Origin of the sequence: Pseudoxanthomonas sp. z9 (assembly GCF_006542425.1) — a bacterium.
Lineage (GTDB): Bacteria > Pseudomonadota > Gammaproteobacteria > Xanthomonadales > Xanthomonadaceae > Pseudoxanthomonas_A.
Genome location: NZ_VFID01000002.1, coordinates 155,221 through 178,873, shown reverse-complemented (window position 1 = coordinate 178,873; position 23,653 = coordinate 155,221). Strand labels below are relative to the sequence as shown.

26 protein-coding genes and 2 tRNA genes are annotated in these 23,653 nt (G+C 67.7%); 5 read left to right on the top strand and 23 right to left on the bottom strand.

What is annotated here, in order from left to right:
- Window positions 1-80 precede the first annotated feature (80 nt).
- A complete protein-coding gene (locus FG323_RS01840; RefSeq protein ID WP_141452729.1) occupies window positions 81-338 on the top strand; it encodes a hypothetical protein in 258 nt (85 codons plus the stop codon).
- A 217-nt stretch (window positions 339-555) separates the two neighbouring features.
- Here the strand turns inward: FG323_RS01840 and FG323_RS01835 are convergent, their stop codons facing one another.
- From FG323_RS01835 to FG323_RS01740, 21 genes are read right to left on the bottom strand one after another with little or no spacing between them, the layout of a single operon-like run.
- Window positions 556-801, bottom strand: coding sequence for a hypothetical protein (locus FG323_RS01835; RefSeq protein ID WP_141452728.1), 246 nt, complete (start codon window positions 799-801; stop codon window positions 556-558).
- Window positions 802-811: 10 nt separating this feature from the next.
- Window positions 812-1,123: a hypothetical protein gene (locus FG323_RS01830; RefSeq protein WP_141452727.1), complete on the bottom strand. Its 312-nt coding sequence runs from the start codon at window positions 1,121-1,123 to the stop codon at window positions 812-814.
- Between the two features lie 38 nt (window positions 1,124-1,161).
- Window positions 1,162-1,602: an excinuclease ATPase subunit gene (locus FG323_RS01825; protein WP_141452726.1), complete on the bottom strand. Its 441-nt coding sequence runs from the start codon at window positions 1,600-1,602 to the stop codon at window positions 1,162-1,164.
- A 32-nt stretch (window positions 1,603-1,634) separates the two neighbouring features.
- On the bottom strand, window positions 1,635-2,876 hold the full coding sequence (locus tag FG323_RS01820; protein ID WP_141452725.1) for a beta-ketoacyl-ACP synthase: 1,242 nt from the start codon (window positions 2,874-2,876) through the stop codon (window positions 1,635-1,637).
- The gene (locus tag FG323_RS01815) at window positions 2,873-3,607 is read right to left on the bottom strand and encodes a 3-ketoacyl-ACP reductase FabG2 (RefSeq protein ID WP_141452724.1); all 735 of its coding nucleotides are present in this window, start codon (window positions 3,605-3,607) and stop codon (window positions 2,873-2,875) included. Before FG323_RS01815 ends, FG323_RS01820 begins: the two co-directional genes overlap by 4 nt.
- Window positions 3,604-4,101 (bottom strand): hotdog family protein, encoded by a 498-nt coding sequence (locus FG323_RS01810; RefSeq protein WP_141452723.1) that lies wholly within the window; start codon window positions 4,099-4,101, stop codon window positions 3,604-3,606. The genes FG323_RS01815 and FG323_RS01810 overlap by 4 nt, the downstream gene beginning before the upstream one ends.
- Entirely contained in the window at window positions 4,101-5,291 is a 1,191-nt protein-coding gene (locus FG323_RS01805) for a beta-ketoacyl-[acyl-carrier-protein] synthase family protein (RefSeq protein ID WP_141452722.1), read from the bottom strand. The genes FG323_RS01810 and FG323_RS01805 overlap by 1 nt, the downstream gene beginning before the upstream one ends.
- Complete coding sequence (locus tag FG323_RS01800; protein ID WP_141452871.1) at window positions 5,288-5,806, bottom strand: DUF3261 domain-containing protein; 519 nt, start codon at window positions 5,804-5,806, stop codon at window positions 5,288-5,290. Before FG323_RS01800 ends, FG323_RS01805 begins: the two co-directional genes overlap by 4 nt.
- 14 nt (window positions 5,807-5,820) lie before the next feature.
- Window positions 5,821-7,053 (bottom strand): NAD(P)/FAD-dependent oxidoreductase, encoded by a 1,233-nt coding sequence (locus tag FG323_RS01795; protein WP_141452721.1) that lies wholly within the window; start codon window positions 7,051-7,053, stop codon window positions 5,821-5,823.
- A 6-nt stretch (window positions 7,054-7,059) separates the two neighbouring features.
- Complete coding sequence (locus tag FG323_RS01790) at window positions 7,060-9,420, bottom strand: hypothetical protein (protein ID WP_141452720.1); 2,361 nt, start codon at window positions 9,418-9,420, stop codon at window positions 7,060-7,062.
- Entirely contained in the window at window positions 9,413-10,045 is a 633-nt protein-coding gene (locus FG323_RS01785; protein WP_141452719.1) for an outer membrane lipoprotein carrier protein LolA, read from the bottom strand. The genes FG323_RS01790 and FG323_RS01785 overlap by 8 nt, the downstream gene beginning before the upstream one ends.
- Window positions 10,042-10,464, bottom strand: coding sequence for an acyl-CoA thioesterase (locus tag FG323_RS01780; RefSeq protein ID WP_141452718.1), 423 nt, complete (start codon window positions 10,462-10,464; stop codon window positions 10,042-10,044). Before FG323_RS01780 ends, FG323_RS01785 begins: the two co-directional genes overlap by 4 nt.
- Entirely contained in the window at window positions 10,451-12,010 is a 1,560-nt protein-coding gene (locus FG323_RS01775) for an aromatic amino acid ammonia-lyase (protein WP_141452717.1), read from the bottom strand. The genes FG323_RS01780 and FG323_RS01775 overlap by 14 nt, the downstream gene beginning before the upstream one ends.
- Window positions 11,988-12,941, bottom strand: coding sequence for an acyltransferase (locus tag FG323_RS19585; RefSeq protein WP_181444050.1), 954 nt, complete (start codon window positions 12,939-12,941; stop codon window positions 11,988-11,990). The genes FG323_RS01775 and FG323_RS19585 overlap by 23 nt, the downstream gene beginning before the upstream one ends.
- Entirely contained in the window at window positions 12,938-13,690 is a 753-nt protein-coding gene (locus FG323_RS19580) for a glycosyltransferase family 2 protein (protein WP_181444049.1), read from the bottom strand. Before FG323_RS19580 ends, FG323_RS19585 begins: the two co-directional genes overlap by 4 nt.
- Before the next feature lie 3 nt (window positions 13,691-13,693).
- Window positions 13,694-15,367 carry an AMP-binding protein gene (locus FG323_RS01765; RefSeq protein ID WP_141452715.1) on the bottom strand — a complete coding sequence of 558 codons (1,674 nt, stop codon included), beginning with the start codon at window positions 15,365-15,367 and terminating at the stop codon, window positions 13,694-13,696.
- Entirely contained in the window at window positions 15,360-15,914 is a 555-nt protein-coding gene (locus FG323_RS01760; RefSeq protein WP_141452714.1) for a hypothetical protein, read from the bottom strand. Before FG323_RS01760 ends, FG323_RS01765 begins: the two co-directional genes overlap by 8 nt.
- 18 nt (window positions 15,915-15,932) lie before the next feature.
- Window positions 15,933-16,187, bottom strand: a complete 255-nt coding sequence (locus FG323_RS01755; RefSeq protein WP_141452713.1) for an acyl carrier protein — start codon at window positions 16,185-16,187, stop codon at window positions 15,933-15,935.
- Window positions 16,188-16,209: 22 nt separating this feature from the next.
- The gene (locus tag FG323_RS01750) at window positions 16,210-16,470 is read right to left on the bottom strand and encodes a phosphopantetheine-binding protein (protein ID WP_141452712.1); all 261 of its coding nucleotides are present in this window, start codon (window positions 16,468-16,470) and stop codon (window positions 16,210-16,212) included.
- On the bottom strand, window positions 16,457-17,272 hold the full coding sequence (locus tag FG323_RS01745; RefSeq protein ID WP_141452869.1) for a lysophospholipid acyltransferase family protein: 816 nt from the start codon (window positions 17,270-17,272) through the stop codon (window positions 16,457-16,459). Before FG323_RS01745 ends, FG323_RS01750 begins: the two co-directional genes overlap by 14 nt.
- Window positions 17,238-17,984, bottom strand: coding sequence for a beta-ketoacyl synthase chain length factor (locus FG323_RS01740; protein WP_249887933.1), 747 nt, complete (start codon window positions 17,982-17,984; stop codon window positions 17,238-17,240). The genes FG323_RS01745 and FG323_RS01740 overlap by 35 nt, the downstream gene beginning before the upstream one ends.
- A gap of 138 nt (window positions 17,985-18,122) precedes the next feature.
- Here FG323_RS01740 and FG323_RS01735 point away from each other — a divergent pair.
- Both FG323_RS01735 and FG323_RS01730 read left to right on the top strand, forming a co-directional pair.
- Window positions 18,123-18,198, top strand: a tRNA-Ala gene (locus FG323_RS01735).
- A 58-nt stretch (window positions 18,199-18,256) separates the two neighbouring features.
- A tRNA-Glu gene (locus tag FG323_RS01730) sits at window positions 18,257-18,332 on the top strand.
- A 226-nt stretch (window positions 18,333-18,558) separates the two neighbouring features.
- Here the strand turns inward: FG323_RS01730 and FG323_RS01725 are convergent.
- Together FG323_RS01725 and FG323_RS01720 are read right to left on the bottom strand one after the other, a co-directional pair.
- Window positions 18,559-19,047: a DUF1249 domain-containing protein gene (locus tag FG323_RS01725; RefSeq protein ID WP_141452711.1), complete on the bottom strand. Its 489-nt coding sequence runs from the start codon at window positions 19,045-19,047 to the stop codon at window positions 18,559-18,561.
- A gap of 130 nt (window positions 19,048-19,177) precedes the next feature.
- On the bottom strand, window positions 19,178-20,017 hold the full coding sequence (locus FG323_RS01720) for a pyruvate, water dikinase regulatory protein (RefSeq protein WP_141452868.1): 840 nt from the start codon (window positions 20,015-20,017) through the stop codon (window positions 19,178-19,180).
- A gap of 129 nt (window positions 20,018-20,146) precedes the next feature.
- Here FG323_RS01720 and ppsA point away from each other — a divergent pair, with 129 nt between their 5' ends.
- Both ppsA and FG323_RS01710 read left to right on the top strand, forming a co-directional pair.
- Window positions 20,147-22,537: a phosphoenolpyruvate synthase gene (gene ppsA, locus FG323_RS01715; protein WP_141452710.1), complete on the top strand. Its 2,391-nt coding sequence runs from the start codon at window positions 20,147-20,149 to the stop codon at window positions 22,535-22,537.
- Window positions 22,538-22,547: 10 nt separating this feature from the next.
- Window positions 22,548-23,495, top strand: a complete 948-nt coding sequence (locus tag FG323_RS01710) for a mechanosensitive ion channel domain-containing protein (protein ID WP_141452709.1) — start codon at window positions 22,548-22,550, stop codon at window positions 23,493-23,495.
- Window positions 23,496-23,653: the final 158 nt, after the last annotated feature.

The window sequence follows — 23,653 nt, the reverse complement described above, 5'->3', positions numbered from 1 at the left end:
CTGTGTGCGGTTTTTCGACTCCCGGCTCCCGGCCGCGCTTTCGCGTGCCGGGATACTTCAACGAAGAAATGGAGGTCCCAATGACCAACCCACGTATGGTCTATCTGTTGGAAGAACAAACGCAGCTCAACATGATCCAGCTGCGTGATCACGTCAAACTGCTGTCCACGCTGTCCAGTCCGCGTTTCCGCAAGGACGAGCATCACTGCCTGCCGATTCCCTTGCAGGCCCTGAGCGACTGCTTCGCCTATATCGCCCAGGACATCAACGACATGTTGGACGCCCTGCGCTACCACTACGGCGAACCCGAAGCGGACGAAGCCGCCAGCAACGCGTAACAAAAACGCGGGCTGCTAGCGCCCGCGTTCTGTGTCCACAACCAATGCGTGGAACCACGCACCACGCATCGGTCCCCATGCGCAATGCACACCGCCAACTCGCTCATGGAAATTCAAAGAGTGAGTGGAATGAGCAGGATACCTCTCAGGAATCATGAGCTTCGATGCTCGTCATCAGCGCATGCATTGAGATGAACCTGCGTGCCAGTCATTCCGGCTACCAGATCTGATCGCGAAACGGCGTCCTCCTGATGTTCCTATAAGCTCCACCAGCTTGCCGGACCATGTTGAATATCCAAGCGCAAACGGCAACGCCCCAGCTGACCGCGACGGTTGCGATCGCCACGGCATAAAACCGATCAATCGCAGTCATCCATCCCGCCAGAAATGCGACGCCGGATAGCACCATCCCGGCAATGATGGCGAAATTCATCAACCACATCGACTTAGGAATGCCGATCATCTCCGACTCCTCATTGCCGGACTCCCAACGGGTAAAGTGCCTGTGGCGCAAAAGCGAGAAGAACCGAGATCACGATCAGCAGGACATAACAGAGGCTGAAAATTCGAAGCACTGACCTGGAACGCCAGTCGATCTCATTGGCAAGCCCTGAGAAGGCCAACCGGAATACTCCACGCAGGCAGGAAAACCACCAGTCAATCTCGCGAATGCCGGCGGCGCTGAAAACCGCCGGCGAATCGCGTTTCAGACGCTTCAATATCTTCCATGTGCCGAGAAAACTCACGATAACGACGATGTAAAACATCGGGAGGATGATCTTCATGGCATCGTCCGTGGCCCCTCTCGATGGCCGTTGTCCCCTCACTTCACCTTCGCGTAAGTCCCCTTCAGCGCCACGCCCGACATGATGTTGCCGGCGTAGCATTCGTAATTGGTGGGGCTCTTGAATTCGTTCTTCTTGAAGTAGCTGGTGATGTCGACCACCGCGTTGGCGCCGCGCGCCTTGGCGCTTTCCTGGAAGGCCTTGAGCACCGACAGGGCGACCCAGCGGCAGGATTCGACATCGCTCTTGCCGACGCCATTGGTTTTCTTGTTGGAGACGTCCTCGCCCATGCGCGAGACCACCGCGGGGTGGGCCTGGCCGGACAGGTAGAAACGCACGCTGCCGTCGATGCCGGCTTCCTTGGCCTGCGGCGAGTCGATCAGGTCCTGCAGCGGCAGTTCCAGGCGGGTGTCGCCGGCGAAGGCGTTCGGCGCGGCGATGGATAGGGTCAGCAGGGCGGCGGTGAGAAGGCGTTTCATCGGGGTACTCCTTGTAGTGGAAAAGACGGTCGTCATTCCTGCCAGCGGCGGAAAATCAGCGAGGTGTTGATGCCGCCGAAGGCGAAGTTGTTGCTCATCACGTGTTCGGCCCGCAGTTCGCGGCCCTCGCCGGTAATGTAGTCCAGCTCGGCGCAGCGCGGATCGCGCGCTTCCAGGTTGAGCGTGGGGGCGAACCAGCCCTCGCGCATCATCTGGATGGTCGCCCAGGCCTCGTAGGCTCCGCAGGCGCCCAGGGTGTGGCCGACGTAGCTCTTCAGCGAGCTGATCGGAATGCGCGGACCGAACACCTGCGCGGTCGCGGTGGTCTCGGCGATGTCGCCGTGATCGGTGGCGGTGCCGTGCGCGTTGACGTAGTCGATGGCGTCCGGCGTCAGGCCGGCGTCTTCCAGCGCCAGTTGCATCGCCTCGGCCATGGTGTCGGCGCTGGGCTGGGTGACGTGCTGGCCGTCGCTGTTGGTGCCGTAGCCCACGACCTCGGCCAGGATGTGGGCACCACGCGCGCGCGCATGTTCCAGTTCTTCCAGGATCAGCGTGCAGGCGCCCTCGCCCAGCACCAGCCCGTCGCGACCGGCGTCGAACGGGCGCGGCGTGCTCTGCGGATCGTCGTTGCGCACGCTGGTGGCGAACAGGGTGTCGAACACCGCCGCGGCGGTGGCGTCGAGCTGTTCGGCGCCGCCGGCGACCATTGCGATCTGCTTGCCGAAGCGAATCGCCTCGTAGGCCGAACCGATGCCCTGGCTGCCCGAGGTACAGGCGCTGGAGGTGGTGATGACCCGGCCGGTCAGGCCGAAGAACACGCCGATATTGACCGGCGCGGTGTGGCTCATCATCTTCAGGTAGGTGGTGGCGTTGATGCCTTCGGTGGTGTGCTCGTTGAGCATCCGGCCGAAGTCGCCGATGGCGCTGTGGGTACCGGCGGACGAACCGTAGGACACGCCAACCTTGCCGCTACCCAGCAGCGGATCGCCCAGCAAACCAGCCTGCTCCAACGCCAGTTCGGTGGCGCGCACGGCCATCAGCGCGACCCGGCCCATGCTGCGGGTGGTCTTGCGGTTGTAGTGCGGCGGCAATTCGAACTCGGCGGCCGGCGCGGCCAGCTTGGTGTTGAGGCCATCGTAGATGTCCCACTCTTGCATGTGCCGCACGGCGTTGCGGCACTCGCGCAGGCGCAGGTGCACGCTGGGCCAGTCGTTGCCGAGCGGGCTGATCGTGCCGGCGCCGGTGACTACCACGCGTTTCAGTTGGGTGCTCATCCGATCAGCCCTCCGTTGACGGAGATGACCTGGCGGGTCACGTAGGCCGCCGCCGGCGACAGCAGGAACGCCACCACCGCGGCGACTTCCTCCGGTTGCCCCATGCGCCGCATCGGAATCAGCTTGAGCGCTTCCTCGGCCACTTCGCCGGCCACCATCTCGGTGTTGATCAACCCCGGCGCGACGCAGTTGACGGTGATTTCGCGGCTGGCCAGTTCCAGTGCCAGCGCCTTGGTCGCGCCGATGATGCCGGCCTTGGCGGCGCTGTAGTTGGCCTGCCCGCGGTTGCCGACCAGGCCCGACACCGACGACAGGGTGACGATGCGGCCGGGCTTGCGCCGGCGCACCATCGGCATGGTCAGCGGGTTGAGCACGTTGTAGAACGCATCCAGGTTGGTGTGGATCACCGCGTCCCAGTCCTCCCCGCTCATCGCCGGGAAGGCGTTGTCTCGGGCGATGCCCGCGTTGCAGACCACGCCGTAGTAGGCGCCGTGCGCGGCCACGTCGGCTTCCAGCGCCTGCGCGGCGGCGGCGCGATCGCCCACGTCGAAACCCATCACCCGCGCCTGCCGGCCAAGCGCGCGGATCTCCGCGGCCACGGCCTCGGCTTCCTCCACCCGGCTGCGGTAATGCACCACCACGTCGAACCCGTCCTGCGCGGCACGCAGCGCGATCGCGCGGCCAATGCCACGGCTGGCCCCGGTGACCAGGACCGTCGAGTCTCCACTCATGCTTGCTCGTTCTCCAGATAGGCCATCGCGTCCGGTGGTTCGAACACCGACACGTTGGCGCTTGCGATTTCGTCCCCGTTCGCCTCGATCCGGCAGGCGAACATCCCCAGGCCATTGTCGCCCAACAGCTCGCGGATCGCCTCCACCCGCAGCAGGGTGCCGGCCGGGAAATGGGGCCAGGCCGACTGGTAGCGGCGGGTGCCCAGCAGGAAACCGATACTCGGCTCGCCGCCGGCCTGGCGGGCGCGACAGCCGGCCCAGGCGGCGATGGCCTGGGCCATGTATTCGACCCCGACCCAGGCCGGCACGCCGGCCTCCTCGCTGAACGGCCCGTCGGCCGGGACCCGCACCTCGACCGCCACCCGCTCATCGTCCCAGTCGAGCAGGCGGTCGATCAGGCGCAGGGTGCCGCGGTGCGGGATGACCCGTTCGATGTCGTACAGCGGATGCGCCGCATCGGCGGCCGGCGACGGGCGCGCGTTGTCCAGATTCATCATCCGGCTCCCAGCAGCAGCACGGCATTGCTGCCGCCAAAGGCGAAAGAATGGCTGAGCACATGCCGCAGCGGACGCGCGGCGCGCTCGCCGGGTGCGGCGAAGTGCAGCGGCGCCAGCTCCGGATCCACCTCGCCGTCCCACCAGTGCGGCGGCAGCTTGTGTCCGGGATTGGCCGCCAGCGCGAGCCACGACAGCCCGGCCTCGATCGCGCCCGCCGCGCCCAGGGTGTGCCCGGTCAGCGGCTTGGTCGAACTCACCGGCGTGCCGGGCCGCATCGTCGCGGCGACCGCGCGGCTTTCCATCGCATCGTTCTGCGGCGTGGCGGTGCCGTGCAGGTTGACGTAGTCGATGTCATCGGCCTGCACGCCCGCGCGCGCCAATGCCTGTCCGATCGCGGCGATGGCGCCGACGCCCTGCGGCTCGGGTGCGGAAATGTGGTGGGCATCGGCGGTTTCGCCCCCCCCGGCCAGCCGTACCGGTCCGGGTTCACGGGTCATCAGGAACAGCGCGGCGCCCTCGCCGATGTTGATGCCGTTGCGATGACGCGAGAACGGATTGCAGCGGGCGGCCGATACCGACTCCAGCGCGCTGAAGCCGTCGATGGTGAAGCGGCAAAGAGAATCCGCGCCGCCCGCGATCACCGCGTCGACGATGCCGGCGCGCAGCAGGCGCGCCCCCGAAGCCAGGGCCTTGGCACTGGAGGAACAGGCGGTCGATATCGTCCAGGCCGGACCGTGCACGCCCGCTTCGGCGGCGACGAACCGCGCCGGCGTGCCGATTTCCTGCTGGGCGTAGTGGAAGCCCGCCGGCCAACTGCCGTGTTCGTGCTTGAACGGCAAGGCCTGTTCGGATTCGCCGATGCCGGAGGTGCTGGTCCCCAGCACCACCGCCACCCGGTCGGCGCCATATCGGTCGATGGCGGCGGCCACGGCCGGTGCGATCTGGGTGAATGCGCCGCGCAACAGCGCGTTGTTGCGTCCGCGCAACGGCAGCGGGCAGTCGGACAGATCCGGCAGGACGCCGGTCACCGCGCCCAGCATGAGCGGTCGCCCGGGGGTGAGCGCTTCGCTGAGGCGCACGCCGCCGGGCGCCTCGCCGGCGAACAGCGCGGTCGCCACCGCGTCGCGGCCGGTGCCCAGCGCGCAGGTGATGCCGAGTTCGTTGAGGAAGACCGGCGCGGTGTTCACGGGTTGGCCCCTCCGCCCACGGTCTGGATGTCCAGCGCGTAGCCTTCGGCCAGGTTGCGCAGCCGCAGGTTGTCCGGCGCGTCGCGGGTCAGCACCAGCCAGGCGGTGCCGTCGCGCAGCAGCCGACGCTCGTGGCCATCGTCCTCCACCCGCCACCCGGCGGGCAAGGCGCCACGCACGGCTTCCAGCGGCCACAGGGCGAACTGGAGATCATCCAGCACGCGCTCGCCGCGCACCGCCGCCGGCAGCCAGGGCGCGCGTTGCTGGTGCAGTTCGCGGCCATCCCATTGCAGGCGCACGCCGGATTGGCCGAGTGCCTGCACCGCCAGCCGCACTTCCTGCGCGTCCACTTCCAGCAAGGCATCCAGATCGCGTTGCTGCGCGCCGAACTGGAAATGCAGGCGCTGCTGCACCGCCAGCGGCTGGCCCAGTGCGGCAGGCGCCAGCCGCAGCGGCGGCAACGCGACCGCCGGTGCCGGCGCGCGGTGCGTGCAGGCCGCCAGCAGGCACAGCATGCCCAACAGGACGATCAGGCGTCGCACAGTTCCTCCAGCACGCGCAGGCGGCGGCCGGTGTCGGCGACGTACGGGTTGCGGGTATCCCAGGCGTAGCCGGCCAGGATCGAGCAGATCATGCGGCGGATCTCCGGCTGCTGGTCAGGATGGAAAATGATCTTCTGGAAGCCGCCCGCATACCACGCCTCCACGAAACGGCGGAAGGTCTGCACGCCCGCGCGCAGCGGTATCGAGTAGTCGGTTTCCCAGTCCACCGTTTCGCCCGCGTAGCGGCGCCGCAGGCAGTCGGCCGCGAGTTGCGCCGACTTGAAGGCGATGGTCACGCCCGAGGAGAACACCGGATCCAGGAACTCGCCGGCGTTGCCCAGCAGCGCGTAGCCCGGCCCCCACAGCGAGTTCACGTTGGCCGAGTAACCGGTGATCTGGCGCACCGGCAGCACCGCCCACTCGGCGTCCTTCAGCAGCCGGGTCAGGTTGGGATCCTCGCCGACGATCGCCTGCAGGCGCTCCAGCTCCGTGCCCGGATAGCGGTTGAGGAATTCCATTTCCGCGACCACGCCCAGCGAGCAGCAGCCATTGGAGAACGGGATGGTCCAATACCATACGTCGACGTGCTCGGGGTGGGTGGTGATCAGGATCTTGTTGCGATCGAAGCCGGCATCCTGCGCGATGTGGTCGCGAACGTGCGTGAAGATGGCCCCGCGCACCGGGAAATTCGACGGCGATTCCAGTTTCAGCAGCTTGGGCAGCAGCCGTCCGAAGCCGCTGGCGTCCAGCATGAAGTCCGCTTCGACCTGATAGGTCTCGCCCTCCGGCGAACGCACAGTCACCCGCGGGCGCTCGCCCGGTTCGGCGGCCAGCACCTCGTGGCGATAACGGACCTCCGCGCCCATCCGCTCCGCGCCCTTGGCCAGTACGTGGTCGAAGTCGGCGCGCTGCACCTGGTAGGTGGTGCCCCAGCCCGGCGAGAACTTGTCGCGGAAATCGAACTGGGTGGTGCGCTCGCCGCGCACGAACGCGGCGCCGTTCTTGTACTGGAAGCCGGCTTCCACCACGTCCTGCAGCAGCCCGGCGGCCTCGATGTATTCCATGCTCTGCGGCAGCAGGCTCTCGCCGATGGAGAAGCGCGGGAACTGCTCGCGTTCCAGGATCAGCACGCGGCGTCCCTGCTGGCGCAGCATCGCCGCCGCCACCGAGCCCGCCGGGCCCGCGCCGATGATCAGGATTTCCGTCTGTTCGATTTTCATTCCTTGCTACTCGTGCTCTTGAGGGGACGGGGAAGCCGCCGATGGGCGGAACAACGGTGAAACCAGCCAGACCAGGCCGATGCCCAGCAGCAGGGTGAGGCCGAACGCGCGCAACGCCGGTGTCGCCGACAGCGCCAGCAGCCCGAACGACAGCCAGGTGCTGGCCGCGCCGATGCACACCGCCATCCAGGCACTGGCGTCGCCGCGGTGTTCGGTCAGGAAGATGCCGTAGTCGATGCCCATGCCCAGCAACAGCAGCAGGGCCAGCACGTTGAACAGTTGCAGCGGCTGCCCGGCCAGCCCCAGCAGCGCCACGGTCAACGCGCCGGCCAGCAGGGTCGGCAACATCACCCGCCAGGCACCGGCGCGGTAGCGCCACCACAGCAACGCATACACCAGCACCGCACCGGCCAGCAGCAGACCACTCATCAGGTGGCGGTAATGGCGCAGCAGCCGCGAGAAGTCGGCGGTGCGATCGACCCAGCGCACCCCGGGCAGTTGCGCGGCCTGTTGTTCCAGCAACGCCAGCGCGCCTTCGCGCCCCAGATCGTCTATCAGGACCACACTGGCCAATTGTCCGCCCACCTGCCCCAGCCACTGGTGGCGGAACGGCGCGGACACCGGTGAGGCCAGCCATGCCTCGGGTCGCAAGGCCGTGGCGCTGAAATCCGGTCGCGCCAGCGATTCGCCCAGCACCTGCCCGACCTGCGCCATCACCGCGCTTTCCACCCGCCCGCTCAACGCGGCATCGGCCTGTTGCCGTCGCTGCGACGGCAACCAGTCGCTGATGGCGCGGTAGCCGCCGATGCGACCATCGGTTTCCAGCTTGCGCAGGCGTGCGGTCAATGCTTCCTCGCGTTGTAGCAGCGTCTCGGCATCGCCGGCGCGGATCAGGAAGAACTGCGCCGGACTGGGCATCCCCAGCAGCCGCCCCACTTCGATCTGCTGGGCCATCACCGCCGGCGGTGAGGATTGCAGGCTGCGCAGGTCGTCATTACCGCGCACGCGTAGCAGGCCGGCGACCAGCACCACCGCCAGCACCGCACCCGCCACGATCCAGCCACGGCTGCGAACGGCGCGCGGCCAGCGTTCCAGCGACCGGCCAATCGCCTGCGAGAAACGCGTGTCGCGCACCTGGCCGCCATCGAGCCAGGGGAACAGACAGATCACCGTCAGGAACGCGCCGGTCAATCCGACCACCGAGAACAGCGCCATCTGCCGCAGGCCCGGGAACGGCGCCAATCCCAGCGCCAGATAGGCCAGCGCGCTGGTCGCCAGCGCCAGCCACAGGCCCGGCAACAGGTGGCGCAGCAACGCCCAGCGTCGTTCCGCCGCCACGCCCTGGCGCGAGGCGAACCAGTGGATGCCGTAGTCCTCGGCCACGCCGACCAGGCTGGCGCCGAAAATCAGGGTCAGCAGGTGGACCTGGCCGAATACCAGCGCGGTCACCGACAGCGCGGTCGCGCAACCGATGATCAGCGACGCGGCCACCAGCAGGATCGGACGCAGCGAACGGAACGCCAGCCACACCAGCAGCAACACCGCCGCCAGCGAGCCCCAGCCGATGGTGTTGATTTCGCGGTTGGCCTGCACCGCCGCCGCCTCGGCATGCAGCGGCACGCCCGCGCGCAGCACCCGCACCGAGGGCTCGGCCGTGCGCGCGGCTGCGCCAGCGCGATCCAGCGCGTCCTGGATGATGCGTTCGCCATCGAGCCGGAACGCCGAGGCGCGGGTCTGGAAGGTGAGCACGCTCCAGTGCAGGCCGTCCTTCTCCAGCAGGCCGTCCTCGCCCACGCGCAGCCCCGACGCCTGCGCACGCGCCTGCCACCATTGCGGCCACAGGCCGAGCGGGTCCTGTCGCCATTCGGTCAACCGGGGTGCGCCCATGGGTCCGTACAGCGCGGCTAGCGCTTGCTCGGCGAAGGTGCCGACTCCGGTGCTCGTCAATTGCCCGCGCTGTCCGGGCGTCAACAGGCGATCGCGATACGGTGCGTAGAAGGCCTGCGCCTGCGGAAACCAGTCGGCGGCGTTGTCGGCCGCGGCAAACGGCAACCGCGCCGTGTCCTCGCCGGCCAGGGAGCGCCGGAACGCCGCCTCGGCCCGGCGCGCCTGCTCCGGCGTGGCCGCGCCCAGCAACACCACAATCTGGCGCGCGCCGGCATCGGCGATGCGCTCGGTGGCATCGGCCAGCACGCGATCGTCGGCATCGCGCGGCAACAGCGCCAGGATGTCGCTGTCGATCGGCGGATGCTGCCAGAACCGCCACTGGTGCGCCGCGACCGCGGCCACCACGAGCAGCCACAGCAGGGCCAGCCAGCGCCAGCCCGCGCGCCAGCGGCGATCCCGCGCGTCCAGGCCTTCAGTCAAAGCGGCGCGCCTCGTCCGCCGCCAGCGTGGCCGGCGTGTCCTTCAGCGCGGAAAACCGCAACAGCGTGCTGTCCCCGTTGGCTTCCTCGATCCGCACCTCGCGGACGTAGCGATCGCCGCTCAGCTCGATACGCGCGAACGCCTTGGCCAGCGCCGCCGAACGCGGTTTCAGGCCCAGCCGCCAGCCGTTGTCCGGCAACGCCTGCACCTGGGTTTCGAAACGCGAGGACAGCGCGGCGACATCGCCGCTGACCAGCGCGAACATCATCGCGTTGACCGAGCGCAGGGCCGGCTGTTCGCGGCCGTCCACCTCGACCCGCTGGCTGCCGTCGCGCTGGCGGCTGAGGATGCGATCGCGGGTGATCACCATCTCGGACGGGAACGGCTTTTCCGTCGCCCAGATCACGCCTTTCTGCCGCGCCACCACGAACCGGCCCTGCGAGCGCAGCGGGTTCTTGAAGCCGGTGATGCGCTTTTCCTGTTCGAACTGGCCGCGCAGCACTTCGACCTGGGCGACGCGCTGCTGGATCACCGCCAGATCGTCCGCGGCGCGGACGGACGGCAACCACAGAACCGCGGCCAGCGCCAGCATCGACGACAACAGGAAGCTCGACCTACGTTTCATTCAACCTGCACTCCCAGCCGTTCCCACAGCACCGGCGGACACACATAGAGCATCTCGCCTGAAGCCGCCTCGACCGCCACCTGGAGGGTGTGGGCGCGAGTCAGGACCTGTTCGGATTCGGCATCGCGGATCACGTACTCCAGCTTCAGCCGGTTCTCCCACTCCACGATTTCCGCGCGTACCACCAGCGGCTGCGCGTAGCGCAGGGGACGGATGTACTTGATGCGCGCATCCACCACCGGCCACAGGAAACCGGAAGCCTGCATCTGCGGATAGTCGTAGTCGAACCGTTGCAGCAGCGTGCAGCGGGCGATTTCCAGGAACTTGAAATAATTGCCATGCCAGACCACCTGCATCGGATCGCAGTCGTGGAAGGCCGGCGACAGCGCGATCTCGCAGGACAGGTCAGGCGTCGGCATACAGGCCCCAGCGCCGCTCGCGCACGTCCTCGCACAGCGCGCGCAACTCGTTGTCCAGCGCGCGGTCCTCCACGACCAGGGCGATGCGGCCGCGCAGATCCGCGTACATCGCCGCCGCCTGCTCGCCGAACACGGCCGAACCACCGGCGCGCGCGCGCAGTTCCACCGCCTGGCGGGCGGCGATCAGCATGGCCGCGACCACCTGTTCGGTCAGGGTGATCACGCGCAGGCAGTCGCGGGCGGCGATCGTGCCCATGCTGACCTTGTCCTGGTTGTGGCATTCGGTCGAGCGCGAGAACACCGAGGCCGGCATGGTCAGCTTGAGCGCTTCGGCGGTCCACGCGGACACGCTGATCTGCAAGGCCTTCAGGCCGTGGTTGATGGCCGCGCGCGGGCCGGTCGCGGCGGACAGGTTGGATGGCAGGCCGTGATTGAAGCGGGTGTCCACCAGCAGCGCCAGCTGGCGATCCAGCAGATCGGCCAGGTTGGCGACCGCGTTCTTCATCGCGTCCATCGCGAAAGCGATGTGGCCACCGTAGAAATGCCCGCCATGCAGGATCTGGCCGCGTTCGGGATCGATCAGCGGATTGTCGTTAGCGCTGTTGAGCTCGGTTTCGATCAACTGGCGGAAGAACGGCAGCGCATCTTCCAGCACGCCGATCACGTGCGGCGCGCAACGCAGCGAATAGCGGTCCTGCAGGCGCTGCTCGTTGCGTGGCGGACGATCGCTGTGCAGATCCTGGCGCAGGCGCGCGGCGGTCCGCGACTGGCCCGGATGCGGCTTGGCGTCGAACAGCACCTGGTCGAAATGGTGCGCGTTGCCGTCGCTGGCCAGCACATTGAACGCGGTCAGCCGGGTCGCCAGCCGGCCCAGGTAGTCGGCGCGCTCCCAGGCCAGGCAGGCCAGCGCGGTCATCACCGCGGTGCCGTTCATGATGGCCAGGCCTTCCTTCGGCCGCAGCTTGAGCGGGGTCATGCCGATCTCCGCCAACGCTTCGGCCGCGGGCCGGCGCACGCCGGCGTGGATGACGTCGCGTTCACCGCACAGCACCGCCGCCACGTAGGACAGCGGAGTCAGGTCACCGCTCGCGCCCACCGAGCCTTCGGCCGGAATCAGCGGCAGCACGTCGTGCCGGAGCAGGTTCTCCAGTCCGTCGAGCAGCCCCTGGCTGACGCCGGACATGCCGCGCGCCAGCGATGCCAGCCGCGCCGCGAGGACCGCGCGGGTCTCGCCGGCGTCAAGGAACCGGCCCAGTCCACAGCCATGGTAGGTGTAGAGGTGGTGCGGCAGTTCGGCGACCAGTTCCGGCGGAATGTTGACCGTGCAGGAATCGCCGTAACCGGTGGTTACGCCGTAGATGACGCCGTCCTCGCGCAGCACCCGATCCAGGAAGTCGGCGCCGCGCGCGATCCTTGCGCGGAAACCGGCGTCGTCGGACAGGCGCGCCTCGCGTTGCCGGCGCGCCAGCGCCGTCACGTCCTCGATGCGCAGCGGGGCATCGCCGAACCGGACCGCGCCGGCATCAGTCTCGTGGGGAAGCGTCATGCGGAACCTGATCCCAGAAGGGAAAGAAATTGAACCAGTCGTAAGGCGCGCCGACCAACTGGCGCTCCAGCCATTGTGCGAACCGCCCGGCGTGTTCGGCCAGCGCCGCGTCGCGCGAGCCGCGCGGCAGGCGGATGTTTTCGGCAAAGGGTTCGAAGCGCACTTCGTAACCATCGCCGGCGTGGGTGCAAGCCATCGTGAACACCGGGCAGCCCAGCGCCGAGGCCAGTGCATAGGCGCCAATCGGGAACGGCGCCGGATGGCCCAGGAACGGTACCCGCACGCTGCGCCCGCCCTGCAGGGGCACCCGGTCCCCGGCGATGGCGACGAACTCGCCGGCGGCAATGCGTTCGGCCAGCACCGTGGCGGTGGCCGGCCCCAACTCGGTCACCTGCATCAGGCGCACGCCGTTGGCCGGGTCCAGCCGATCCAGCAGGCGGTTGAAGCGGGCGGCGTGCGCGGTATGCACCAGCGCGGTCAGGCGGAAACCCGGCACCCGGTCGGCCAGTGCCTGGCACAGTTCCAGGCAGCCGATGTGGGCGGTGATGATCAGCCCGCCGCGGCGCTGCGCGACCATCGCCATCATCACGTCGCGATGGGTGATCACTTGCTGTTCGGGATAGCGGTGGCCCATCGCCAGGATCTTGTCCAGCAGGGTCTCGGCGAACATGAAGAAATGGCGCAGGCTGTGCCATGCACCCGGTTCGCCTCCGAACACGCCGCGATCGTGCGCGTGCAGCCGGCGCAGGTACTGCAGCGACGCCGCACGCGCGGTGGCGTTGCCCAGCCAGTGGAAGAACACGACCGGATAGGCGCACAGCCGGAACGGCCAGCGCCCGAGCCAGCGGTGCACGCCGCACAGGAAGCGCACGCCGGCCACCGAGGTGGACTCGGCGATGTCGGCCCAGTGCGGCTGTCCGGCGGCGCTCACGCGGGCACCGCCCGTCCACGCAGCAGCCAGCGCGGCAGGCGCCGCAGCATGCCGAAGAACAGGCGCGCGTGCATGCGGCTGATCCGGACGTTGTCGCGCCAGACATCGAAATGCGAGACGCCGTCGCTGGGATAGGTCACCCGGGTCGGCAGGTTGATCACCGCCACGCCGCGCCAGAACAGCCGCACGATGATCTCGATATCGAAATCCATCCGCCGGCCAATCGGCTCCTGCGCCATCAGCGCCAGCACCGGCGCCAGCGGATAGACGCGGAAGCCGCACATCGAATCGCGGATGGCGAACGACAGCGTGTTGATCCAGACCCAGACGTGGGTCAGGTAGCGGCCATACAGCCGTCCTTTGGGCACGCTTTCGTCGTATTCGGGCACGCCGCAGATGATCGCCTGCGGTCGCTGCCGCGACGCTTCGGCGAAACGCGGAATGTCGGCGGGATCGTGCTGACCGTCGGCGTCGATCTGCAATGCGTGGCTGGCGCCCAGCCGCGCGGCTTCGCGGAACCCCGCCATCACCGCCCCGCCCTTGCCCTGGTTGTGCGCCAGCCGCAGCAGCCGCACGCGCGGCGCATGCGCATCGGCCAACGCATCCAGCACCCGTGCGCAGGCCGGGCCGGATCCGTCGTCCACCAGCAGGCAGTCCAAACCGGAAGCGAGCACGCCGGTGACCATCGCGCCAATCGCGTGTTCGTGATCGAACACCGGGATGATCACCATCAAGCGATCGGCCGACATGGCTCAGCGCCCTTCCTGCGCCGCGAACACGACCCGGCCACTGGCATGCGGACCATGCGCGGAGGTGTACTGGAATGCCAGCGTCGATTTTTCCGCCGCCCATTGCAGGTGCAGGCGGATGCGATCGCCCGGACGCGCGACGCGCTGGAACTTCAGGGCTTCCATGCGCAGGAACCGGGGCGGCAATGGAAAGGCCTCCCGGCCGAAGCGGATCGCCCAGTCGAGCTGAGCGACCCCCGGCAGGATGGTGGCTTGGGGGAAATGACCGTCGAATACCGCCAGATCAGCGTCCAGATCCAGTTCCAGTTCGGCCGCCAGCGGTTCGCGTACCCGCCAGTGCGGTTCCGGACGTTCCGGCCGGAACAGCGCGGTCAGCGCCCGCTCGGTGACCTTGCCCTGCGGATTGACCGGCAGGGCGACCGCGTAACGCCAACGGCGTGGACGCACGACCGCGTCATGGCGCCCGGCCAGATGTTGCGACAACTGCTGCGAGAGCGCGCGGCGACCATGCCCGCGCAGGTAGTCCCAGCCGGTCTCGTTGGGCACCACCACCGCCACCAGCGCGTCGCGTGCGCCGGGCAGCACGCAGACGCGGGCTTCGGCGACCTGCGGATGGGCGGCGATGTCGCGCTCCAGGCCGTCCAGCGACACCCGGCGCTCCTCGATCTTGACGATGCGATCCGCGCGCCCCAGCAGGCGGAAGCCGTCTCCGTCGGCGCGTACCCGGTCCTCGCTGGTCCACCACTCCTGCGCCTGCGCCAGATGCGGCGAGCGCACCTGCAGGCGTTCGTCCTGGACCCGCCAGGTCACCCCGGGCAACGCGCGCCAGGCCGGTTGCTCGTCGTCCCAGCGCCGCCATGCGATGCCGCCGGTTTCGCTGCTGCCGTAGATTTCGGTCGGCGCCACGCCCAGCCGGCGGCGGGCTTCCAGCGCGGCCTCGGCCGGCAAGGCGCCACCGGAAGAGAACACCGCCCGCAATCGCCCGCCCAGCGAGGCCCAGTCCAGTTGCTGCGGCAGCCGCTTCAGGTGCGCCGGGCTGGCCACCAGCAACGCCGTCTGTCCGGCCAGGGCGGCCAGCAGGTCCTCGTGGAAGAAGGTGCGCGGCGCGATCGGCCGGCCGGCGGCCAGCGGCCACAGCACGCGGAACAGCAGCCCGTAGATGTGCTGGTGGGACACCGTGCCATGCACCGTCGCCGCGCCGAGGTCCGCGCCGAAAGCGGCTTCCAGCGCTTCCACCTCCCGCGCCAGCTGATCCAGCCGCTTCTCGATGGCGACCGGCTCGCCGGTGCTGCCGGAGGTGAACACCAGCAACCGGGTTGCGGCCTCGTCCAGCGGCGCGAGGCCCGCTTCCGGCACCATGCCGGCCGGCGCCAGGCCGCCATCGGGGAAGTCGCCTGCAAAGCCATCGACCTGCCCAGCCAGCCGTTCACGGGTGGCCGGCAGGTTGTCGGCGCACAGGAATACCCGCTTGCCGGCGTGCCAGGCGCCGAACAGGGCCGCGGCGAAGGCCGTCGCGTCCTCGAAGTACAGCGCCCAGTCATGCCCCCCGGCCCCGGCGAACGCCGCCCGCCAGGCCAGTACCCGGGCCCGGAACGCCGGGTGGTCGCAGTCCGGCCCGACCCACCGTCCCATCCGGGCATCGACCGCGACGCGGTCCAGCGGCAACCACTCACTCATGCCGGTGCGCCGCCCGCACGCGCTGCCGCACCAGCCACTCGCCGGCGAACAAGGCGCCCATCAACAGGTAGGCGATGCCGCCGTTGTAGAGCGCCCAGACGCGATCGGTGGTCCATAGAGCCGTTGCCAGCGCCAGTGCGCCATTGAAGATGAAGAACACGCACCACACCTGGGTGACCCGGCGGGTATAGACGACCGCGCGCGCCGGCAGATCCGGCTCGCTCACGCGGGCGATCCGCTCCACCACCGTGGGCGGGAAGCGCAGGCTCACCGCGAACACCACCAGCATCACCGCGTTGACCAGCGCCGGATACAGCTTCAGCGGCAGCGCATCGTTGAACACCGTGGTCAGCGCGGCCAGGACCGCCGCCCCGCCCGCCGCCGCCAGCCACACTGGCTGGCGGGTCGCCAGCGCGCGCAGCAGCGCCAGCGCCATCAGCAGCAGTGCCAGCCAGCGCGGCTCGAACCGGCCCAGCGCCAGGTAGACGACCAGCGGATAGGCCAGCGACAGGGCAATGAACAATGCCGCGCGGACCCGGTTCGCCATGAGCGCGCCGCGCCTTGATCAGGCGGCTTGGTCGCGGATCAGGCCATACAGCACGTCGACGACGTCCTGCACCGTGCGGACGGTCTTGAACGCGTCCGGTTGCAGGTTGCGGCCCAGCAGCGGCTTGAGCTGGACGATCAGATCGACCGCGTCGATGCTGTCGATGTCCAGGTCGTCGTACAGGCGCGATTCCGGCGTGATCTTCGCCGGATCGATTTCGAAGGTGTCGTGCAGGATCGTGGCGATCCGGTCGAATAGTTCGTTCTTGGTCATTTCAATCCCCTCGCCGCGCCCTTCACGCCGCCCGCTGCGACGCAACGAACTCGGCCAGCGCGCGCACGCTGGAAAAATGCTTGCGGGTTTCCTGCGAGTCCGCCGACAGGCTGACGCCGTAGCGCTTCTGCAAGGCCAGGCCCAGTTCCAGCGCGTCGATCGAATCCAGCCCCAGTCCCTCGACGAACAGCGGCGCCGCCGTGTCGATGTCATCGGGACCAATGTCCTCGAGGGACAGGGCGGCGATGATCAATTCCTTGATCTCGTGCTCAAGTGCCTGCACGCGTTTCCTCTCCAGAAAAATAATGCGTCAAATAATCGGTGAGCCGCCTGGCGGCTGCCGCGTCCCCTCCGGTTCCGGACTCGGCGGCGTTCAGGAACCGTGCGATCGGCAGGTCTTCCTGAACGTCCACCACCACATGGAACCGGCGCGTGGGCACACGATACCATTTCTCCCCTTTCCCCAGCGTCATCGGCGTGCAGCTCAGCCTTACCGGCGTGATGTCCAGGCGGCCGCGGACGGCGATGTTGGCGGCCCCGCGCTGCAGCTTCGGCGGTTGCCCGCGCACGGTCCGGGTGCCCTCCGGAAAAATCACCAGGTTGCCGCCCGCCTTCACCGCCGCGATGCAATCATCCACCAGCCCGGCGCCATCGTCGTTGGATACGTAACCCGCGGCCCGGACCGGCCCGCGCATGAACGGATTGCGCGCCACCGCCGACTTCACCACGCAATCGGCGTTGGGCAGCAGCGAGACCAGGAACACCACGTCGATCAGGGTCGGATGATTGGCCAGGATCAGCAGGCCATCGCGTTGCAGGCGCTCGTGGTGGCGGACTTCGTAAGTCAACAGGCCCAACCGGCGCATCAGTTCCACGTGCGCGGCGAAACTGCGCTGTACGGTGCGCCGGACCAGCCGCCGCCGGCGCGACGGGTCGCGCACGAACCATTGCATCGGCGGGAACACCAACACCCTCAGCACCAGCCCGCCGACGCCGAAGGCCAGGAAACTGAGGCCGGTCCCGAATACCCGCCACAGGTGGTCCAGGCGGTCACCCACCGTGGTGCCACTCCCATTGCCGCCCATCCGCCACATGCCGCAGCGTGCCGGAACCGGCCAGCAGGAACCGCAACACATCCAGGCTGTGCGGCAGATTCGCGGGTTCCGGTTCGCCGGCCTCCGCTGTCGCTGCGCCGCAGCCTAGGCCCACGGCGATGCCGTCACCGCGATCCGTCGGCGCGACCCGCCAGCACCAGGCATGGAAAGGATCCGGTTCGTCCCTGAAATCGGCATAGACCTCGGGCAGCGCGGCGTCGTAGACCACCACCAGCACTTCGGGCGAGCCATCCCCGAGCAATCCCGCCGCCTCCACCAGCGCCGCTTCCGGCGTGGCGTGTCCGGCGGCGAGCGCCAGATAGTTGCCACGCTCGCCGCGCACGATCGAATACAGCGCCGCGATCGCGTTGTGCACGGAAAGGCCGAAACTGGTGGGCGAAAGGGTTTCGCGACGGCTCAGCGATTCCAGCAATTCCACCGAGCAGGCCACGTCGCCGTGCCGCGAGGCGAACACGAACGGAATGCCTTCCGCTTCCGCGCGCTGGCACCAATAGGCGGTCTGGATCGCCATCCGCCCCAACCGATCGATTCGCCGCCGCTGCATTGGCGGCACCTCGCCCAGTGCCGGCGTGCCCTCGCCGTGGGGCGGAAACGGCTGGCGCGCCCATGCCCGCCAGGCATCGGCGGTTTCCAGCCCGGGCGCCCAGGCGGCCCATTCGGCGATGGTGAACTGAATCCTCACGATGCTGCGGTCCGGCCGGTTTCTGCGAGCGCCCTATTCCACCGGATGCGTTCCGAATCCGCCACCGTGAAATTTTTTTTTCACAGATGCTTGCAAGTCGGCAAAGCCCCCCCTACAATTTCGCTTCTCCCGCCGCGTGGGGCCATAGCTCAGCTGGGAGAGCGCTTGCATGGCATGCAAGAGGTCGCCGGTTCGATCCCGGCTGGCTCCACCAACTTTCCAGGCATTAGGCCGTCTGGAAAGAAAAATCCAAGCGGCAAAGTTTCAAACGCGTCCCCATCGTCTAGAGGCCTAGGACATCACCCTTTCACGGTGGCGACCGGGGTTCGAATCCCCGTGGGGACGCCAATTTTGAAGAAGCAATCAGGGCTCGGGAAACCGGGCCCTGATTGTTTTTGCGTTGCCGGAATAACGGGAAACTGGCTACGGAAAGATTCTGCACGGGCTGACGAAACCCGCTTGGTTCCTGCTACGCGGATGCGTGTTGTCCAACTCGTGATTCATTACCCGCGCAAGCGTTCATCCCGCCTCGCTCCACCTGCTCGCCCGCGCAGGAATCGGTTTCGATGTGCGGCTAAGCCGCGTCGAGCGCGGCGGTTTCCACCGCCTTCAACGTCGCCACGCCATGTCCCTGGTCGGCCAGGTATTCCAGCCATTTGCCGAGGAACGTATTCATGCGCATGCGGTGGCTGATCACTTCCGCCGGCGGCGGATACAGCCCGATCACGTCTTGCCAGCGACGGCCCACGTAGCAGTGCGTGGCCTCGGCCTGATGCGCATCGCGGTACAGGCGCACGAACGCGGATGGATCCGGTTCGCCGGTGAGCGGATCGCGCAGATCGTAGGTGAGCCGCAACTCGACCGTGTAGCGGTGGGTCTCGATCACTTCCAGGCGCACGTCCAGGCCGTCGCCGACCGAGGAAATGTAGGTTCCCGCGGTCAGGTGGTCCGGCGCGAACAACCGCATCAACCGCACGTGGTTTTCCGCATACAGCGCCATCAGCCAGCCGAAGCGGCTGAGCTTGGGAATGCGTGCCTGGCGGTCGGTGGCGGGAGGTTGCATGGAGCCGATGCTACACGCTGGCCGGCGCCGGCGGCAGCATTGACGGCATCGCCCGGGAAGCCTAAGTTAAGGTTTCCCGCCGCCGGAATTTCGCGGCGCGTCCTGGCCCCTTCCGGCCCGCCTCCCCGCCTCAGAACATCTCGCGCTGCAGCCCCAGCGTGGACAGCACCTTGCTGGAGATTTCCTCGATCGACTTGTTGGTGGTGCTGAGGGTGGGAATGCGCTCCACCTGGAACATCGCCTCGGCCGCGGCGACCTCGCGCTTGCAGGTATCCATCTGCGCATAACGGGAATTGGGACGCCGTTCCTGCCGTATCTGGTGCAGGCGATCCGGATCGATGGTCAGGCCGAACAGCTTGCGTCGGTACGGGCGCAGCCGCGGCGGCAGGCGATCGGTTTCCAGATCCTGATCGGTCAACGGATAGTTGGCCGCGCGCACGCCATAGTGCAGCGCCAGGTACACGCAGGTAGGCGTCTTGCCGGCACGCGACACCGCCACCAGGATGACATCGGCTTCCTCGTATTCCAGCGCGATACCGTCGTCGTGGGTCAGGGCGAAGTTCATCGCGTTGATGCGGCGATGATAGGTCTCGAAGTCGACCAGGCCGTGCGCCTGGCCCACCCGCGATTGCCGGGGGGTACCCAGCTCGCGCTCCAGCGGCTCGATGAACGGCGCGAACACGTCCAGCATCAAGGCGCCACTCTCGGCCAGCACCCCGCTCAGGGCTGGATCCACGCAGGAATTGACCACGATCGGCCGGGCCCCGAGCGCGACCCCGGCCCGACGGATGCGGTCGGCCGCGTCCCGGGCCTTTTCCTCGTCGTCGACGAAGGAAATCCGGTCGGTCTGGAAGCGGAAACCGGTGAACTGCGTCAACAGACTGTGACCGATGGTCTCGGCGGTGATGCCGGTACCATCGGAGACATAGAACACCGGCCGGGTCACCAGGCCGGGCTGGTCCGGATTCATCATGAAACCCCCTTCAGATCAAGCTTGTCTGCAATTGGTATTGCATAGCATCATATCGCCTCTTTCCCCACGGACACGGCCCGGCCGAGGGTCTCGGCGCGGCGCACGGTCAGCTTTGGAGCTTAACGCTTGAACGAGAACATCCTCTGGCTGCATGCGTTGCGCCTGTCCGATCTTGCCCGTGTCGGCGGCAAGAATTCCTCGCTTGGCGAAATGATCGGCCACCTGGCCGGCCTGGGCGTGTCCGTGCCGGGCGGCTACGCGACCACGGCCGAGGCGTTCAAGGCGTTCATCGCCCACAACGACCTGTCCAAGCGGATTTTCGACAAGCTGGCCACGCTGGATGTCGAGGACGTGCCGGCGCTGACCGCCGCCGGTCGCGAGATTCGCGGCTGGGTCATCGACGCCCCGCTGCAACCGGACCTGGATCAGGACATCCGCACCGCCTACGCGCAACTGTGCGCGGAAAACGGCGGCGGCGAAGTGGCGGTCGCGGTGCGCTCCTCCGCCACCGCCGAGGATCTGCCCGACGCCAGCTTCGCCGGCCAGCAGGAAACCTTCCTCAACGTCACCGGCGCCGATGACGTGGTCCACAAGGTGAAGGAGGTCTTCGCCTCGCTGTACAACGATCGCGCCATCGCCTACCGCGTGCACCACGGTTTCAAGCACGAGGACGTGTTCCTGTCCGCCGGCGTGCAGTTGATGGTGCGATCGGACGTGGGATCCTCCGGCGTGCTGTTCACCCTGGACACCGAATCCGGTTTCCGCGAGGTGGTGTTCGTCACCGCCAGCTACGGCCTGGGCGAGAACGTCGTGCAGGGCGCGGTGAATCCGGACGAGTTCTACGTCTACAAGCCCACCCTGGCGCAGGGCAAGCCGGCAATCCTGCGCCGCGCCCTGGGCAGCAAGCAGATCCGGATGGTCTATTCGGACAAGCCCGGCGAGCGCGTGCGCAACGAGGACACCCCGGCGGAACTGCGGAGCAAGTTCTCCATTTCCGATGCCGACGTGCAGGAGCTGTCGAAGCAGGCGCTGGTCATCGAAAAACACTACGGCCGCCCGATGGACATCGAATGGGCGAAGGACGGCGTCAGCGGCAAGCTGTTCATCGTGCAGGCCCGTCCGGAGACGGTGAAGTCGCGCGCCAAGGCCACCCAGATCGAACGCTACGCGCTGGAAAAGCGCGGCACGGTCATCGCCGAGGGCCGCGCGATCGGCCAGAAAATCGGCAGCGGCGTGGCCCGCGTGGTGCGCTCGCTGGATGACATGAACCGCGTGCAGGCCGGCGACGTGCTGGTCGCCGACATGACCGACCCCGATTGGGAGCCGGTGATGAAGCGCGCTTCGGCCATCGTCACCAACCGCGGCGGCCGCACCTGCCACGCGGCGATCATCGCCCGCGAACTGGGCGTGCCGGCGGTGGTTGGCACCGGCAACGCGCTGGACAGCATCGCCGACGGCGTGGAAGTGACGGTCAGCTGCGCCGAGGGCGATACCGGTTTCATCTACGACGGCGCCCTGCCCTTCGAGCGCACGACGACCGATCTGGACAACATGCCGCCGGCGCCGCTGAAGATCATGATGAACGTCGCCAACCCGGAGCGCGCGTTCGACTTCGGCCAGTTGCCCAACGCCGGCATCGGCCTGGCCCGGCTGGAAATGATCATCGCCAGCCACATCGGCGTGCATCCGCTGGCGCTGCTGGAATACGACCGCCAGGATCTGGAAACCCGTCGCAAGATCGACGCCAAGATGGCCGGCTACGCGGATCCGGTGAGTTTCTACGTGGATCGCCTGGCCGAGGGCATCGCGACCATCACCGCTTCGGTCGCGCCGAACCCGGTCATCGTGCGTCTGTCGGATTTCAAGTCCAACGAATACGCCAACCTGATCGGCGGCACCCGCTACGAGCCGCATGAAGAGAACCCGATGATAGGCTTCCGCGGCGCCAGCCGCTACGTCGACGCCTCGTTCGAGCCCGCCTTCGCGCTGGAGTGCCGCGCGGTGCGCAAGGTCCGCGACGAGATGGGCCTGGACAACCTGTGGGTGATGATCCCGTTCGTGCGCACCCTGGAGGAAGGCCGCAAGGTGGTCGAAGTGCTGGCCCGCCACGGCCTCAAGCAGGGCGATGGCGCTACTGCCGACAAGCCGGGCCTGAAGATCATCATGATGTGCGAGGTACCCTCGAACGCCCTGCTGGCCGACGAGTTCCTGGACATTTTCGACGGCTTCTCGATTGGCTCCAACGACCTGACCCAGCTGACCCTGGGCCTGGACCGCGATTCCAGCATCGTCGCCAACCTGTTCGACGAACGGAACCCGGCGGTCAAGAAACTGCTGTCGATGGCCATCCAGGCCGCGCGCGCCAGGGGCAAGTACGTCGGCATCTGCGGCCAGGGTCCGTCCGACCATCCGGATCTGGCCGAATGGCTGATGCAGGAAGGCATCGAGTCGGTGTCGCTGAACCCTGACACCGTGGTCGATACCTGGCTGCGTCTGGCGAAGCGAAAAGCGGCATAATCCGGGCCGCATGGCCCTGATCACCCTTCCCACCAAGACGCCCGCCGCGGCGTCCACGCCCCCCGCCACCCGCGCGTTCGACTGGAGTTCGATCGACTGGGTGGCGGTGCTCACCAACTGGGCGATCGCCGCCGCCATTGTCCTGTTGGGCTACTGGCTGTCCAAATGGATCAGCCGGATCGTCTACCGCGCGCTGACCCGCGGAGGGGTCGAGGCAACCCTCGCCGGCTTCCTGCGCAATGTCTGCTACGCGGTGATGATGGTGGTGGTGCTGATCGCCGCGCTGCAGAAGATCGGCGTACCCACCACCTCGGTGCTGGCGGTGGTCGGCGCGGCCGGCCTGGCGGTCGGCCTGGCGCTCAAGGACTCGCTGTCCAACATCGCCTCCGGGGTGATGCTGATCGTGCTGCGCCCCTTCCGCGACGGCGACCATGTGCAGGCCGCCGGACTGGAGGGTGTGATCGAGGAAGTGCGCATCTTCCAGACCCGCCTGCGCACCTTCGACAACCGCCTGATCGTGCTGCCCAACAGCATGATCACCACCGCCCCCATCATCAACTTCACCGCCAAGCCGCGACGCCGCATCGATATCCTGGTGGGCGTGGGCTATGACGACGATCTGAAGCAGGCCAAGGAAGTGCTGCTGTCGCTGGCGCAGGCCAACCCGCTGGTGCTGGCCGATCCCGCTCCAGCGGTCATCGTGAGCAAATTGAGCGAAAGCAGCGTCGATCTGACCCTGCAAGCCTGGGTGAAGACCAAGGACTTCGGCGATGCCCGCAGCCAGCTGACCGAAGCGGTGCGCACCGACATCATCGGCCACGGCCTCAATATCCCGTACCCGCAACGCGACCTGCACGTGTACCACCACAACGCCGACGGTACCCCGCTCACCCACCTCATCACCCGCGCCGTCGCCGATGACGGCGATGTGGCGCCGCCGGTGACGCCCGCGCCCTGACCCGCCCGTTCCTGTGGGAGCGACATCAGTCGCGATTACCTCAGCGGGCGACGACAGTCCGGTGTTGATGATCCATCGGGTCGCGACTGACGTCGCCCCTACAACCAATTGCCCCATGTAGGAGCGACGTCAGTCGCGATTGCACACCGGGCGACGAG

Coding starts and splice junctions, on each gene's coding strand:
- FG323_RS01840 (WP_141452729.1), top strand. CDS start 81: ATGACCAACCCACGTATGGTCTATCTGTTGGAAGAACAAACGCAGCTC.
- FG323_RS01835 (WP_141452728.1), bottom strand. CDS start 801: ATGATCGGCATTCCTAAGTCGATGTGGTTGATGAATTTCGCCATCATT.
- FG323_RS01830 (WP_141452727.1), bottom strand. CDS start 1,123: ATGAAGATCATCCTCCCGATGTTTTACATCGTCGTTATCGTGAGTTTT.
- FG323_RS01825 (WP_141452726.1), bottom strand. CDS start 1,602: ATGAAACGCCTTCTCACCGCCGCCCTGCTGACCCTATCCATCGCCGCG.
- FG323_RS01820 (WP_141452725.1), bottom strand. CDS start 2,876: ATGAGCACCCAACTGAAACGCGTGGTAGTCACCGGCGCCGGCACGATC.
- FG323_RS01815 (WP_141452724.1), bottom strand. CDS start 3,607: ATGAGTGGAGACTCGACGGTCCTGGTCACCGGGGCCAGCCGTGGCATT.
- FG323_RS01810 (WP_141452723.1), bottom strand. CDS start 4,101: ATGAATCTGGACAACGCGCGCCCGTCGCCGGCCGCCGATGCGGCGCAT.
- FG323_RS01800 (WP_141452871.1), bottom strand. CDS start 5,806: ATGCTGTGCCTGCTGGCGGCCTGCACGCACCGCGCGCCGGCACCGGCG.
- FG323_RS01795 (WP_141452721.1), bottom strand. CDS start 7,053: ATGAAAATCGAACAGACGGAAATCCTGATCATCGGCGCGGGCCCGGCG.
- FG323_RS01785 (WP_141452719.1), bottom strand. CDS start 10,045: ATGAAACGTAGGTCGAGCTTCCTGTTGTCGTCGATGCTGGCGCTGGCC.
- FG323_RS01780 (WP_141452718.1), bottom strand. CDS start 10,464: ATGCCGACGCCTGACCTGTCCTGCGAGATCGCGCTGTCGCCGGCCTTC.
- FG323_RS01775 (WP_141452717.1), bottom strand. CDS start 12,010: ATGACGCTTCCCCACGAGACTGATGCCGGCGCGGTCCGGTTCGGCGAT.
- FG323_RS19580 (WP_181444049.1), bottom strand. CDS start 13,690: ATGTCGGCCGATCGCTTGATGGTGATCATCCCGGTGTTCGATCACGAA.
- FG323_RS01765 (WP_141452715.1), bottom strand. CDS start 15,367: ATGAGTGAGTGGTTGCCGCTGGACCGCGTCGCGGTCGATGCCCGGATG.
- FG323_RS01760 (WP_141452714.1), bottom strand. CDS start 15,914: ATGGCGAACCGGGTCCGCGCGGCATTGTTCATTGCCCTGTCGCTGGCC.
- FG323_RS01755 (WP_141452713.1), bottom strand. CDS start 16,187: ATGACCAAGAACGAACTATTCGACCGGATCGCCACGATCCTGCACGAC.
- FG323_RS01745 (WP_141452869.1), bottom strand. CDS start 17,272: ATGGGCGGCAATGGGAGTGGCACCACGGTGGGTGACCGCCTGGACCAC.
- FG323_RS01725 (WP_141452711.1), bottom strand. CDS start 19,047: ATGCAACCTCCCGCCACCGACCGCCAGGCACGCATTCCCAAGCTCAGC.
- FG323_RS01720 (WP_141452868.1), bottom strand. CDS start 20,017: ATGAATCCGGACCAGCCCGGCCTGGTGACCCGGCCGGTGTTCTATGTC.
- FG323_RS01710 (WP_141452709.1), top strand. CDS start 22,548: ATGGCCCTGATCACCCTTCCCACCAAGACGCCCGCCGCGGCGTCCACG.